We start from the raw sequence: 14,412 nt of genomic DNA, 5'->3' as shown, positions 1-14,412 counted from the left end.
CGGCCAAAGGTCAACCCCCCTTGCTCTTGTCCTCATACAACATCTCCAACTCAAAGAGATGGTGTACGAAGTCCTTCGCTTCACTGGCGCCGCCCGCATCCTGCTCCCGGGCGAGGTCCTTCAAGACCGAAAATGGAATGTGCAAAATCTTGTTCACAATGGCCTGCGTCATCGCCTCCATTGCTTCGCGATCCTCGGGGTCCATCCGTCGCAGAACCGTTTTGGCTCGGTCCAGTTCGGAGGTGCGAATGCCCTCAAGTTTGCCACGGAGAGCGACGATCGTCGGGGTGATATCGTTCCCATGCAGCATCTCCCAAAACGAATCGGACTCCTCATGGATGATCACTTCCGCCTTCGCAGCTTCTTTCGCTCGTTCCGCGCGATGATCCTGAGCCACACTCGCCAACGAATCGATGTCGTAGAGGTAGCAACCATCTACCTGATTGATCGTCGGGTCAAAATTTCGAGGCACGCCGAGGTCGATCAAGAACATCGGGCGGCCGCGCCTGCCTCGCAGAACCGGAGCGATCGCCTCCCGTTCGAGAATAGCGCCATCGGCAGCGACCGAGCCGAGCACGATATCGACCATGGGGAGATACTCTTGGTAGCGGTCGAATGGCACCGAGGTGCCGTCGAAACGCCGCGCGAGTTCGACCCCACGATCGAAGGAACGGTTGGTCACGATCAAATTACGGACGCCTGCCCCCATGAAGTGCTTGGCAGCCAATTCGGCCATCTGGCCGGCGCCAATCAGCATCACGGTCTTCCCGGAAAGGTCGTCGAAAATTCGCCGGGCGAGGTCTACCGCTGCGGAACTTATCGACACAGCCTTGGTGGCCACTTCAGTCTCGTTACGCACCCGCTTGGCGACACGAAACGAATGCTCGAAGCAACGCCGCAATAAACTCCCGACGTTATCGTGGTCAGCCGCAATCCGGAACTGCTCTTTCAACTGACCGAGAATTTGCGATTCGCCAACCACCATCGAATCCAGACTCGAAGCGACTCGAAAGAGGTGTTTCAGCGCATCCCGGCCCCGGTAGACATATCGATGATCATTGAGGTCTGCGGTGCGCATGGCCGCTTCACCCGAGAGGAACTCCGTCAAAGGCCCCGCGAGTTCGAGCTTCTGAGAGCCAGTTGCGAGAATCTCCACGCGATTGCAGGTCGAGAGAACCACCACTTCTTCGGCGCCGGTACTGGCGATAATGCGCGTTGCCAGATCTCCCAGCTCCCCCGACGGAAATGCGAGCTTTTCGCGCAACTCAATGGGGGCCGTCTCATGATTGATGCCCACGACCCAGACTTCCAGAGGATCCTTGCCAGTCGGGGATACGCGCAGCGGACGAATGCGATTTTTCTTTTGTTCGCTCATCCGTAGGCCACCGCATGCTGCCCTGGCGTGAGCATATTGATCCCGAGGAAGGAGATGAACAGGACTCCGAAACCAATGATGGTCAGAGTCGCTGCGCGACGACCGCCCCAGCCGACGGTTACTCGAGCATGAAGAAGACCGGCATAAATCAACCAGACAATCGCGCTCCATGTGGTCCTGGGCTCCCACGCAAGAAATCGCCCCAGTGAAAGCTCCGCCCACACCACGGCGCTGAGGATGCTCAAGGTCAACAGAACGAAACCCCAGGATAGAAATGTGAAATTGATTCGATCCAGAGATTCAAGCGCCGGAAGGCGCCGGATCCATTGAGAGATGGCCCGGGACTTCAACTGCCGCTCCTGCCAGAGGTAGGCAAGGCTCACGAGAAACGATAGCGCGAAGGCTGCATTCCCGAGGAAAGCCAGCGTGATATGAACCGGTAGCCACGGGCTTTTGAAAGACTCGGGCACATTCGCCACCGCGCCTTGATCGACAAGACCGATCAGCGATCCGATAAATGCCAGGGGCCCCACAACCGCCGTGAGAACAGAAAGACGAAATCTCAACTGCGCGAGCAGGTGCACCGCTACCAACAAGCAGCAGAAGAAACTGACCTGCTCCGGAAAGCTTCGCACCACAATCCCGCCGCTTGCGGCCGAACGTGCCAAAATCGAAGACCCCTGCAGGACCATTCCGATCAACAATGCCAGCATTGTGGCATGGCGAAAACCATCGCGAGGCCGCCAAAGTGCCAACCCGCCGGCAACGGTCCCGATGAGATAGGCGAGCAGGCTACCCTCAAGAAGAAGCGAACGCATTCAAATCTCGCCTTCTTCCGAGACTTCGCGTCTCGGCAAGTCGCGACAGATCGACTCGGTCATGCGCTCTACCCGTCCCGGATCCCCGCGACGCAAGGCTTCCAGAAGACCACTCTGCAGAAGGTGCGTAAACGCCTGCGTGCGCTGCGTGCCTTTGGCGAATCGCTCCTGAAGGGTGACCATATAGTCGGCGGCCGACGCGAATTCAGGACCCAGCGTTGCAGCGATCTCATCGCGAATTCGGTCCGCAAGCGCCTCGCTGGCATTCCCCGGATCCACCGAAACCGTCACGGGGCCGACCGAAAGATTCGACGGGAGGTTGAAGCTCGAAGCACCCCGATGGCCGACGAGATGAAGCAGAACGCGATCGGCGAGGGCTTCGGCTCGGACCTCGGCAACGGCAGTCCCGGGAAGACGCCCACAAACTGCCACGAAACAACCCTTCAAATCCCCGGGCTGGTAGCTGCGTCGACAAATCTCGAGGCTCGACGAAGGGGCAAAATTCTGAGGAATTTCAGGGTCAATCCATCGAACATGGGCTCCCGCTTCCGCTAGTGCGCCGACGGCAGCCTGCCCTTCCCCCCCCGTGCTCAGAACGACAGTGTTCCGATCAGCAAGATCCACGGACATCGAGAACAAACCCATGCCTTGATCCTAGCATAAATCAGGGGATTTCTCGAAGAATCTCACCCAAGTGGGATGATTAGATCCTGACCGGCCTGAATGCGCCTCGGGTTGCGCACTCCGTTCATCTTTTGAATCTCGCGAATCGAGGATCCATATCGACGCGCAATCCCCCCAAGGGTCTGCCCGCGGGACACGCGATGGACCACCACTCGGGGCTCCTTGGCGCCGGCAGACTCTCGCCCTGTATCGCGGCGCCGGGTCGCCAGAGTCGCATCGTGGGCTGTCCGAGGCACCCGCAATCTGTAGCCTCGTGGAATTCGGTCCACGCCATAGCGTACGCGCCGCAGGAACGCCGGGTTCGTCGCCAACAGATGGTCCCTTGGCACGCCCACATGGGCTGCTGCATCCTTGAGTCGCATGGATCGACGCAGCTTGACCTCCCGCAGCTCCGGAACTCCTAAAACAGGAAGTCTGCCGAAGTATGCATCGGCGTTTTTCGAGACATCAATCGCAGCCAGAAGTTCGATGTAGAAGTTTCGCGAGGCGAAGCCGAAACGCCGACCTCGATAATTCTTAACCATCGATTCGAAATCCGAGCCGTGTGATCGCATGGCTCTCTGCATCCCGCCACGGCCGTGGTTGTAAGCCGTGACCGCCAACGGCCAACTTCCGAGCGCCTCATAGTCACGCTCCAAATGCTCGGCTGCAGCCTCCGTTGCGCGGATCGGATCTCGACGCTCATCCAGTGCCGAGTTGATTTTCAGATATTGCCGCCCGGTGGCAGGCATGAATTGCCAGACACCGGCCGCGCCCACTTTCGAATAGGCATCCACGTCGAAGCAGGATTCCACAAGGGGCATTCGCGCCAGCTCGACTGGTAATCCCCGGGCGCGAAAGATCGCCTCCATCTCCGCAAGGTAGCCACTCTGGCGGACCAGGCCGCTCGAGAAACTCTCGCGTAATCCGGATTGCGCGCGCACGCGGCCCGACGCACGCGCATAGTTGACCGGGCTCGAGACCTGTTTGAGGCGATCTCGGACACGCGCCTCAAGCGGCGTTATTTTCGGTGGAGATCCGGCAAACCGGTGCAAGCGTTCCAAAGCCTGCTCCACTTTCTTCTGCTCGTGCTTGACTCGCTTCTCGCGTGCCCGGCGCTCTTGCCGGGTCAGCGAGCGACCCGGTTCGTCTTGAGGTCGAAAATCCAGAACGGCGTACACCACACCGAGATGGACGTTGTCGTGCAGCACAACTTGATTGCGAGAGTAGGTCCCGAAAATGGAACGCCAAAAACCGATCGACGACTCGAACGACGCCGGCCGCGGTAATTGACTTCCCCCGGCATCTGAGGCCCCGGCTAAAGGAAGCGCCAAAACCAACGCGAGAAGCGATGCTGCGCAGGGCCGCAGACGACTCTTGCGAGACAACATCATCGAGCCCACAACTCCGCTCGTTTCCACCGGTTCGAATCAGCCACCAGCAACCCCTTCCCCAATGTGCCCCGCCGGGATTCCCGGCGCGCCGCAATACCATCACCGGTGTATGCGGGTTCCGCGGCCAGAGCAAATCGCCCCGCCCCACGGTCAGGAAACAAGGCTCACGGCTGACAGGGGCTGCACCAGAAAGTGCTCCGCCCCCCCATCATGCGAGTCCGGATCGGGCTGGCGCAGACCGGACAAGGCAGGCCGGCACGGTCGTAAACCCGCAGGGTCTGCTGAAAGGTCCCCGGGTTCCCTTCGGCATCGCGATAGTCCAATAACGAAGAGCCACCGAGCGCAATCGAGCGGTCCAGAACTTCTCGAATGGCATCCACGATGGCACTGGCTTCCCGGCGGCGAAGCCGGTGCGCCCGGCGTCCGGGGCGCACACCGGCTTGATGAAGCGCTTCGTTGGCGTAAATATTACCGACGCCGACAATCAGGCGCTGGTCCATCAGCAGCGTCTTGATTGCGAGACGGGGATGGGCGGTTCGAAGCGCCCAAAGCGCAGCCTCGTCGAACGCATCGCTCAAAGGCTCGACGCCCAGATTCCCGAGTTCGGACTCATCGCGAAAAAGAAAGCATGCTCCGAAACGGCGAGGATCTTGCAGATACACCCGCGCCCCCGAATCCAACTCGACTTCCACATGGACATGTCGGGCCTCCGGGGGAGGTGCACCGAGCAACAAACGTCCCGACATCCCCAGATGCACTGCCCAGGCATCGCCGTCTCCGATGTCGATGATGACAAATTTACCGCGACGTCGGACCTGATGGATAGTGCGGCCCTGAAGACGGCCCGCAAAATCCAAAGGAATCGGCCGTCGAAACCGCGGCTCGTGAACCACCACACGAGAGATCCGCTGCCCTTCCACATGCGGCGCGATCGTGCGGCAGACCGTTTCAACCTCCGGCAACTCAGGCATCTTGGCCAAAGGCTGCTTCGAGAGCGCAAAACTCCGGGATCGAAACTGTTTCGGCGCGACGCACAGGGTCAATTCCGGCGCGTGCCATCGCCGCCAGAGCAACCTCCTTGCCGTAAACTGTCCCCAAACTGTTGCGAAGCGTTTTCCGCCGCTGCGCAAAGGCGCTGCGGACCAGACGCCGAAATTTCTGAGCATCGGCGCAGAGAAACCGAGGTTCCACCGAGAGGTCCAGCCGCACCACGGCAGAATCAACGCGGGGTGGTGGTCGAAAAGCTTCGGGCGGAACCAAAAAGCCCATCTGCACAGCTGCCTGCATTTGCGTAAAGATCGACAGGCTGCCGTAGGCCCGCGAGCCCGGCTCGGCCACCAATCGCTGGGCCACTTCGCGTTGCAGCATCACAACAATCCGCGGAAACTTCTCCGGTCTCTCGAGCAAGCGCGTCAGAATCGCCGTCCCTGTCGAATACGGCAAATTCGCGACAACAAAAAGCGGACCACTCGGAAGGCTATCGATGTCGAATTTCAGGAAATCGGCCTGCTCGACCCGGAGCCGCTCCGGCGCCATCGTCGCCAGATTCTCGGCAAGAGTGCGGTCAAACTCGACTGCCGTCACATGATAGCCGGCATCCAGCAGCGGAAAGGTAAGCGCCCCTTTCCCCGGGCCGATCTCCAGAACCGACGATTCGCCCGGCAGTCCGGCAAGCGCGATGGTTCGATGAACGAAACTGTCATCCGCCAGAAAATGCTGGCCCAGCGCATGCCGTCGCCCGCCCATTCAGCTGGCAGCAATCTCGATACGTGGGCCGATCGGAAGCGTTGCGACCGCATTCAGGTCGAGTTCATCGCGCTCCCCGCGGAGCAACCTCTGCCAACCGGCGTACGCGATCATCGCTGCGTTATCGGTGCAGCGCGACAACGCCGGGAGTTGCAGATCCACGCCCTCTTCCCGAGCGACTTCGGCCATCCTCTCCCGCAGCAATCCATTCGCCGATACCCCACCCGTCACCACAAGGGCCTTCACCTCGACCTCCCGCAACGCACGCCTTGTCGTTGCCGCGAGGGTGTCCACCACTGCCTCCTGAAAAGACGCTGCCACGTCAGGCACGTCGATTTCCGGGCGCTTGGCAACCTCCTGCCACAAGGCTGTCTTCAAGCCGCTAAAGCTCATATCGAGCGCAGCACCGCGCACGCGCGGCCTCGGCAATCGCATCGCCTGCGGATTGCCATCGCGCGCCACTCGCTCGATCTCGCGGCCCCCCGGATAACCGAGCCCCAGAAGTTTGGCCGCCTTGTCGAAGGCCTCACCAGCCGCATCGTCTCTTGTCTGCCCCAGCAGGCCAAAACTCCGATCCTCCCGAGCCAGATACAGCGCAGAATGACCGCCGGAGACAACCAATCCGAGAAAAGGCCGAGGCACCTGTGCGTCCAGTTCCCCCGAAAGAAGGTGGCCCTCGATATGGTTGACCCCCACAAAGGGAAGTCCCCGCGCACGGGCGATTGCCTTGGCCGCACACAATCCCACAAGCAACGAACCGACAAGGCCGGGCCCCCGCGTAGCAGCAATTCCCTCCACGTCGTCCAGGGTCATACCCGCGGTTGCCAGAGCCTTCTCGATCACGGGTACGATATGCAAAACGTGATTCCGTGCCGCCAACTCGGGAACGATTCCCCCGTACGGAGCATGAACATCATCCTGAGAAGCGACGATATTCGACAACTCCCGTCCATCCTGAAGAACGGCCGCGCCGGTATCATCGCAGCTGGATTCGATTCCGAGGACAATCATCGGGCAAGCAACCGTGTCAGGGCCACTCGGGCCGTTCGATTCGCAGGATAAATTCCCAGAGCCCGACGATAGGAGGCAATCGCGCTGTCCTCATCGCCCTCGACCTCGTAGACTTCTCCGTTTACCGCGACAAGTTCCGCTAACCAGGCACCCTTGGGATCAAGTGCGACGGCAACCTGCAGATCGCGCCGAGCCTCTGCCGTCGAACCCACCAACAAGGATGCCTGTGCACGCGTCAGATACGCGGGCACACAATCCGGGTCGGCTCGCACAGCCTCATCCAGAAGCTCAAAGGCGCGCCCGGCCGTCCCCGCCTCCAGCTCGGCGCGTGCCCTGTCGACCAGACGCATCGCGGCGGCCTGCCCGGGTGTGGTTCCCTGATGAATCGACCAGGCCAGCGGATCGCGGGTCCGATCCCGAATCCCTCGCCGGTTGGGCGTGGGTGCAAGTGTCGGCGGTGCAGGTGAACCAAGAGCCGGGTCCTGCGGGGCGGGTGTCAGTCGCGGAGCCGGAGACCAGTCCTGCAGCAAGGGGCGCCATGGCGTCGGCTGTGGCCGCGGCGTCCTGCCCTCCCAGTTACGACTCGGATCTCGCGCGGGTGCGCATGCGATCGCGACAAGAACCAAAAAGCAAAGTGCACTGGGCAGTCTTCGGGTAATTTTCTCAATCATGGTTTCTCGGGGCCAGACGCTCCTCCGGGAGGTCGTCTGCTTCCAGAGCTTGGTCGAAAATCCGTGCCGGCGCCAGTGGGCTGGAAAATTCTGGCTCATCGCCGGTCAAAAAGGCTTCCCGAATCAGTTGGATCGGTTCGACGGGAACGCACGGTGAGAACACCGGCTCCGGTTTGGGCAAGAGGGGGCCTTCCTCCGGCAGGTCTGACGGAGGCAGCGGTGGAAGACCGGTTCTCCGGTCGACTTCGACAAGCGTCACGCCCGGAGGCACGGAGAATCCGCGAGGCTTGTCCGCGGCAGTCGCCCGCCGCATGAATTCCGTCCAAATTGGCAACGCAGCGCTGCCCCCGGATAGCTCCAGCGGTGTCCCGCCATCGTATCCAACCCAGACTCCGACCAGGAGTTCCGGCGTGTAGCCGATGAACCAGGCGTCGCGATATTCATTGGTTGTGCCGGTCTTGCCCGCCGCCGGTCGACGAAAACCCCGCCGTCGAGCTCCCCGGGCCGTTCCGCGATCCATCACGCCTTCGAGCAAATGCGTCATCACATAAGCCTCGGCCGGGGAGACAACGCGTCGCATCGCGGGCGGCTCGCCGACTAGCGTCGCTCCATCGCGGGTTTCCACGGACGCAATCGCATTGGGTTCCGCTCGAATTCCGCCGCTGGCAAAGATTCCGTAGGCCGCCGTCATATCCAGAGGTGTCACCTCAAGAGAACCCAGAACAATCGAAGGCACCGCGAGGAGTGGCCCGGGAATACCGACGTGTTCGCCAAATGCCGCCACTTCCTCCAATCCAATATTCCAGGCGACTCGAGCGACCGCCGCGTTGAGGGATTTTTCCAGAGCGGTGCGCACGGTGACATCACCACAATAGCGATCTCCGTAATTCGTTGGGGACCAGGTCTGGCCCAATTCATAGGCCCATGTGAAGGGAGTATCGCTGACCACGGTGCCGGCCGTGATATGACGCTCGGGTTCGGGCTGCAGGAGCCCCGCCAGGAATACAAACGGCTTGAAGCCCGACCCCGGTTGGCGCAGTGCATCCGTGACCCGATTGAATTGGCTTTCGCGATAATTTTTCCCTCCAACCATCGCCCGGATCGCGCCGGTTCGAGGTGAAATCGCGATCAGAGCTGCTTCGAGGCGATCCTTTTCCGGGGGTGAATGAAGCTTCGCCCGCAGTTCGGCCACCCGCTCCACCCCGGTCTCGACGGCTAATTCGGCCCACTCCTGCAGCATCGGGTCCAGAGTCGTATGGACCGAAAAACCCTCCGCGACCAGAGCTTCCTCGGGAAATCTCTCGGATAATTCGCGGCGCACACTATCAACAAAAAAGGGCGCCCGTCGTTTCTGGCCGCGCACCGGCAAAACCCGTAAATCGGCAGACCGCTCCCTCTGAAAAGTCTCGTGGTCAATATCCCCAGCTTCAAAGAGAAGCCGAAGCACGGTGTCTCTGCGCTGGCGAGCACGTTCCGGATAGCGACGCGGCGAGTAAGCACTGGGTGCACGAATCAAACCGGCAATCATTGCCGCCTCGCCTGCCGTCAACTCCGAAGGATCCTTGCCGAAAAAAAACCTCGAGGCTTCTGCGACACCATAAACGCCTCGAGAACCCCGCTGTGCAAGATAAATCTCGTTCAGATAGGCCTCGAGGATTTTTTCTTTCGAGTATTCCTGCTCGGCAACGAGAGCCATCGCAATTTCGTGAAGTTTCCTCTGGTACGTTCTCTCCGAGCTGAGAAAGAAATTCTTCATCAACTGCTGGGTGAGCGTGCTCCCACCCTGCCGCACCTGACCGGATTGCAGGTTGGCCAAAAGAGCTCGACCAATACCCACGTAATCGATTCCGTGGTGTTCAAAGAATCGAGCATCTTCGGTTGCCAGAACCGCTCGCACAAGAATCGGAGAGACGTCCCCCAGCGCCACCGCCCGACGCCCTTCCCAGTCACCTTGGTAAATGCCGGTTAACTCCTCGGGTTCGAGAGAGACCGCACCAAGGAGTTCCCCTGTCCGCAAATCCCGGATCTCCTCGACACGGTCATCCTCGAGCAACAAGCGAACCGGGCGTGCAATCGGAGCGTCATTGCCGGAAGGGCGGAGCGCGATCTCGACCCAATCGTCGCCGGAGCGCATCTCACCGCCTCGAGAGGGTTCTTCCTCCACTTCAACGTAGGAGAGCCTCTGCAGGCGCCGTCCGAGGCCCGCCGCCGACACGTCCAACCCCGGATAAATCAGGAAGGAATCGCTGAGAATTCGACTCGGAAAATCCCATAGCCTGCCGGCAAACCGGTCCTCCAGCGTGGCTGCCAGATCCTGGTAAGCGAGCCATCCGCCGATCGCTGCCGCGGCGCCCAAGGGAATGAGCGCCACGACAAACGCGACGAAAAGCGATCGAATTCGGCGGCCTAAGGACCCCGCCATGGGATCAATCAGCCGGCGGCTTCAAAGCCAAAAACACCGTACTGTCTCCGCGACGCACGAGAAGGAGCAGACTCTTGCCCTTCTTGCGCTCCGCCAGTTTCGCATGGAAGGCATCCAGATCCTTGATCGGCTGACGATTGACTTCGAGAATGACATCGCCGCGGCGCAGACCCGCATCACCCGCAGAGGTTCCCGGCTCGACACCCGAGACGATCACACCCTTGGTTTCAGGGTCCATCCCCAGCGACTCGGAGATTTCCGGCGTCAGATTTTGCGCGGACAGACCGAACTCGTCGGCCATATCATCCGACAGAACGGAATCATCTTCCTCCATCTGAGCGATTTTCAGCTCGAGGGTGGCCTCCTCACCGTCCCGCCATACGACGACAGGCACTTCATCCCCGATCGGCTCGCGCGCGACCAGCGTCGGCAAATCGTTGGAGCTCTCGACCTCATTGCCGGCGAACGTCATGATCACGTCCCCAACCTGAATCCCGGCCTTTTCTGCGGGGCCGTCATCGACGACATCCGCCACCAGAGCGCCCTTCGCCTCTTCCAGACCAAGGCTTTCGGCAATTTCCGGGGTGACTTTCTGGATCATCACGCCCATCCAACCGCGCGTTACCTTGCCGTCAGCCTTGAGCTGCGGGATCAGGTCGCGAGCAAGGTCGATCGGAATCGCAAAACCAATCCCGATATTGCCGCCGCTTCGACTGAAGATCGACGTGTTGATCCCGACCACATGACCGTCCATATTGATCAGCGGACCGCCAGAGTTGCCCGGATTGATGGGGGCATCGGTCTGGATGAAATCATCGTAATTGCCTTGGCCGATAAAGCGGCCCTTTGCGCTGACGATCCCCGCTGTGACCGAGAAGTCCAATCCGAACGGATTTCCGATCGCCATGACCCATTCGCCGACGCGCAGCGCCTCCGAGTCTCCGAAGGGAATTGCTTGCAGCTCATTATCTGCTTCGATCTTGAGGACCGCGACGTCCGTTTTCGGATCACGTCCGACCAGCTTGGCATCGTATTCTTCGCCGGAGTTCAACTTGATATGAATCTCGTCGGCATTCTCGATCACGTGATTGTTGGTGAGAATGAAACCCGCCTTGTCGAAAATGAACCCCGATCCCAGGCTGCGCCGCGGCATCGATCGCCCCGGCCCACCCGGCCCGAAGAAGCGTTCGAAGGGATCGCTGAATTCGGGGCCACCGGGGCCGCCGCGCGGGCTGCCTCCATGCGGATTGCCCCGAAAGCCGGGGCGGCGCTTCGGCGCCTTGTTCTCCGTGGCGATATTCACCACAGAATTACGCCACCTCTCGGATAGCTGCACGAAATCCGGGAGAGCGCATTTACCGCAGGTGCCCGTCTCCTCAGTGATATTCGATTTCGCTTGAGCTTCTGCGGGGGAACGGTTCTCGACCGCAAACCATCCCGTGGCAAATCCAATGACTACGAGAAATACAATTTTCGCAATGCTGCGCATGGTTTCCTAATTCTCAGGCGGCCGGGCCGTTGAGCGACGAGCGATCTCGACAAAACGCAGGCGTAGGTCGTACAGAATGCGTTCCATCAATTCACTCTCGCCAGCGTCCAGGTTCCCGCTGGTTTTCTCCTGGAGAACGCCGAGGAGATCGATGAGTTGCTTGCCGGCGAGAAGGTCTATCTGGGGCTCGGCGTCGGGGCTCTCGGCGATTTCTCCGAGAGTAAAAAGTGCTTGGGTGCTGAGGCTCAAAATGAGAGAGCTGAAGGTGGGCGGCGGAGGTTCGCCGGGGTTCGGCTCGCCGCCAGGCATGGTATCCGATGGATCTGTCGCACCCCCCGAAGGTGCTGCCCCAGTGCCGGGGGTGGCATCCGCCCCGGGGGCACCGGCTGTCTCGGAGGGGCCTGCGGACTCGGAGGTCCCGGCTGGTGCCGCTGCCGGTTCGACGGGGACCGCCTTGCCGATTTCGCCCTCGTCACGATCCGAACCATCGGCGTCAAAACGACGACGGTCCACAACGCGGAACGCGTTCTTCTCTTCTTCCTCTGATCCCGATCCGCTCATCACACCCCCAAATCAGCTATATCTGACGGTAATTCAACAAATTTCTTCAAAAACGCCGTTGCGTTGTCGGTAGAATCACCCCTGAAAGAAGTCAAGAAGGGCGTCGCGACCGTGACGTCCTACAACCCTACCGTTCCTAGCGCTTCGCGCCACTACCAAGGGGAACGGCCGAACCCGAAACTGGCGAGGGGAGTTGCCTCCTTTTCTCGCGGAAAACCCGAAAACCAACCGACGAGACGATATTTTTCCTTGGGTAGGCGCACGGACTTCGCTAGCATTTGATCAGATGCCCGCTCCAAACCTAGTGGCCAGCAGCCCGCTCGAGCTGATTGGCGGAACCCCCGTGGTTCGGTTGAATCGGGTCGGACCTGCCGGTGGCGCCGAGATCTGGGCCAAACTGGAAATGAACAATCCCGGCGGAAGCCTCAAGGACCGCATCGCGCTCAGCATGGTGGAGCAGGCCGAAAAGTCCGGCGAATTGCATCCCGACAGCCATATCGTCGAGCCGACAAGCGGGAACACGGGCATCGGTCTGGCCTTCGTGGCCGCCGTCAAAGGATACCGGCTGACGCTCACGATGCCCGACACCATGACCGAAGAGCGGCGCTCCCTGCTGAACGGGTATGGCGTCGAACTCGAACTCACGCCCGACAACAAGGGAATGCAAGCTGCTGTCGACCGCGCCGACGTCATTGCCGCCACAGACGAGAAGGCCTTCGTTCCGCGACAGTTCTCGAATCCTGCCAACCCGCTCGCCCACGCGGAGAAGACGGCCACCGAAATTCTCGATCAGATGCCGCGGCTGGACGCTTTCGTAGCCGGGGTCGGCACGGGAGGAACAATCAGCGGAGTCGCCCCCGCCCTGCGCCGCGCTCGACCCGGATGCCGCATCATCGCCGTAGAACCCGCCACATCGGCGGTCATCGCCGGGGAACCGCCCGGGATGCACCGAATTCAGGGAATCGGCGCCGGCTTCGTCCCCGCGAACCTCCATAGGGATGCATTTGATGAGGTGGCGAGCGTGACCGATGAAGAAGCCACTCTGGCGGCGCGAGAAACAGCCGAGCAGGAAGGCCTGCTGGTCGGCATCTCCTCGGGAGCCAATCTAGTCGTGGCCCGAAGGATTGCGGCCCAGCTGCCCCCCGAGGCCATCGTACTGACTCTGTTCTGCGACTCGGGCCAGCGTTACCTGACGACCGACCTGTTCGAAGCGCCCACCAGTGACGGCGAAAAGCGGGGCATCTGATGGCCAGTGGACTTTCACCCGATGTTCTCGAAAAACTCAACCAGCTGCGTGCGTCTCTCGCCAAACTCCCATCGGTCCTGGTCGCCTACTCCGGCGGCGTCGATTCGACCTTCGTCCTTGCGGTAGCGCACGAGGTTCTTGGTCCCGAGGCACTCGGCCTGACCACAAGTTCGGCTGCCGTTCCGACGCGAGAACTGGAGGAAGCCCGACTGCTCGCTGCCGATATCGGCGCCCGGCATCTGGTGGTGGATACCGACGAAGTAGCGATCGACGCCTACGCAGAAAACCCGACCAATCGTTGTTATTTCTGCAAGGACAACCTCTACCGCATCTGCCACGCGGAAGCAGAGAGCCGCGGCATCGATACCGTGATCGATGGCGTCAATCTGGATGACCTCGGCGATTTCCGCCCCGGTCTCGATGCCGCTCGGGAACAACTCGTGCGCCATCCTCTAGTCGAGGTCGGCATGACCAAGGAGGACGTACGCCAAGCCAGCGCGCACCTTGAGCTACCAACTTGGGACAAACCCGCTCAACCATGCCTGGCCTCACGCTTCCCCTATGGAACCTCGATCTCAAGAAGTCGACTCGGCCGAATCGAGGAGGCCGAAGAGCAAGTTCGCGCTCTCGGCTTCCGAGAGTTCCGGGTTCGCTTTGCCGGCGAGAATGCCGCGCGACTCGAGATCGCCGGAGCCGAACTTGAACGAGCAACCCAAGCGGACACACACGATGCTCTGGTTGCCGGAATCCGTTCGGCAGGCTTTGCCGAAGTCGTGCTGGACCTGCGCGCATTTCGCAGCGGTCGATTGAACGAAGCCGAGAACTGAGGCTGCGCCGGACTCTCTCGGGACGGGGTTCCGCCTTCAAGGAGTGGCCCCGGGACGCTCGCCTGCCTAAGTCGATTGCAGAAACGAGAATGACGTCCGGCGTTTGATTCTGCGTCCTCCCGGCAACAAAGGTCGATTTGCAAAGATCGATTGCTGAAGGTCTCGATGCAGCCGGACTGCGTTGCGCAG

The 14,412-nt window shown here is 60.7% G+C and carries 13 protein-coding genes; 2 read left to right on the top strand and 11 right to left on the bottom strand.

All coding sequences use genetic code 11. From position 1 onward, the window contains the following. Positions 1-10: 10 nt before the first annotated feature. The 11 genes from hemA to P8K07_01430 all read right to left on the bottom strand — a co-directional run bounded on the left by hemA (position 11) and on the right by P8K07_01430 (position 12,150). Complete coding sequence (hemA, locus tag P8K07_01480) at positions 11-1,375, bottom strand: glutamyl-tRNA reductase (GenBank protein MDG1957192.1); 1,365 nt, start codon at positions 1,373-1,375, stop codon at positions 11-13. Next, positions 1,372-2,193: a cytochrome c biogenesis protein CcsA gene (gene ccsA, locus P8K07_01475; GenBank protein ID MDG1957191.1), complete on the bottom strand. Its 822-nt coding sequence runs from the start codon at positions 2,191-2,193 to the stop codon at positions 1,372-1,374. The genes hemA and ccsA overlap by 4 nt, the downstream gene beginning before the upstream one ends. Then, positions 2,194-2,838 (bottom strand): hypothetical protein, encoded by a 645-nt coding sequence (locus P8K07_01470; protein MDG1957190.1) that lies wholly within the window; start codon positions 2,836-2,838, stop codon positions 2,194-2,196. A gap of 41 nt (positions 2,839-2,879) precedes the next feature. Then, positions 2,880-4,250 carry a transglycosylase SLT domain-containing protein gene (locus P8K07_01465; protein MDG1957189.1) on the bottom strand — a complete coding sequence of 457 codons (1,371 nt, stop codon included), beginning with the start codon at positions 4,248-4,250 and terminating at the stop codon, positions 2,880-2,882. Between the two features lie 164 nt (positions 4,251-4,414). After that, positions 4,415-5,221 (bottom strand): bifunctional DNA-formamidopyrimidine glycosylase/DNA-(apurinic or apyrimidinic site) lyase, encoded by an 807-nt coding sequence (gene mutM, locus P8K07_01460; GenBank protein ID MDG1957188.1) that lies wholly within the window; start codon positions 5,219-5,221, stop codon positions 4,415-4,417. After that, positions 5,214-5,996 (bottom strand): 16S rRNA (adenine(1518)-N(6)/adenine(1519)-N(6))-dimethyltransferase RsmA, encoded by a 783-nt coding sequence (rsmA, locus tag P8K07_01455; GenBank protein MDG1957187.1) that lies wholly within the window; start codon positions 5,994-5,996, stop codon positions 5,214-5,216. Before rsmA ends, mutM begins: the two co-directional genes overlap by 8 nt. Continuing rightward, positions 5,997-7,007, bottom strand: coding sequence for a tRNA (adenosine(37)-N6)-threonylcarbamoyltransferase complex transferase subunit TsaD (gene tsaD / locus P8K07_01450; protein ID MDG1957186.1), 1,011 nt, complete (start codon positions 7,005-7,007; stop codon positions 5,997-5,999). Next, on the bottom strand, positions 7,004-7,678 hold the full coding sequence (locus P8K07_01445; protein MDG1957185.1) for a hypothetical protein: 675 nt from the start codon (positions 7,676-7,678) through the stop codon (positions 7,004-7,006). The genes tsaD and P8K07_01445 overlap by 4 nt, the downstream gene beginning before the upstream one ends. Further along, entirely contained in the window at positions 7,671-10,100 is a 2,430-nt protein-coding gene (locus tag P8K07_01440) for a PBP1A family penicillin-binding protein (GenBank protein MDG1957184.1), read from the bottom strand. The genes P8K07_01445 and P8K07_01440 overlap by 8 nt, the downstream gene beginning before the upstream one ends. Positions 10,101-10,104: 4 nt before the next feature. Continuing rightward, on the bottom strand, positions 10,105-11,589 hold the full coding sequence (locus P8K07_01435; GenBank protein MDG1957183.1) for a DegQ family serine endoprotease: 1,485 nt from the start codon (positions 11,587-11,589) through the stop codon (positions 10,105-10,107). Positions 11,590-11,595: 6 nt separating this feature from the next. Continuing rightward, positions 11,596-12,150: a DUF1844 domain-containing protein gene (locus tag P8K07_01430; protein ID MDG1957182.1), complete on the bottom strand. Its 555-nt coding sequence runs from the start codon at positions 12,148-12,150 to the stop codon at positions 11,596-11,598. A 286-nt stretch (positions 12,151-12,436) separates the two neighbouring features. Between P8K07_01430 and cysK the strand changes: the two genes are divergently transcribed. Next, the gene (cysK, locus tag P8K07_01425) at positions 12,437-13,396 is read left to right on the top strand and encodes a cysteine synthase A (protein ID MDG1957181.1); all 960 of its coding nucleotides are present in this window, start codon (positions 12,437-12,439) and stop codon (positions 13,394-13,396) included. Continuing rightward, positions 13,396-14,223: an ATP-dependent sacrificial sulfur transferase LarE gene (gene larE / locus P8K07_01420; protein MDG1957180.1), complete on the top strand. Its 828-nt coding sequence runs from the start codon at positions 13,396-13,398 to the stop codon at positions 14,221-14,223. The genes cysK and larE overlap by 1 nt, the downstream gene beginning before the upstream one ends. The last annotated feature ends 189 nt before the right edge of the window (positions 14,224-14,412 follow it).

Source organism: Candidatus Binatia bacterium (genome assembly GCA_029248525.1).
GTDB lineage: Bacteria > Desulfobacterota > Binatia > UBA12015 > UBA12015 > UBA12015.
This window is presented reverse-complemented; position numbering and strand designations above follow the sequence as displayed.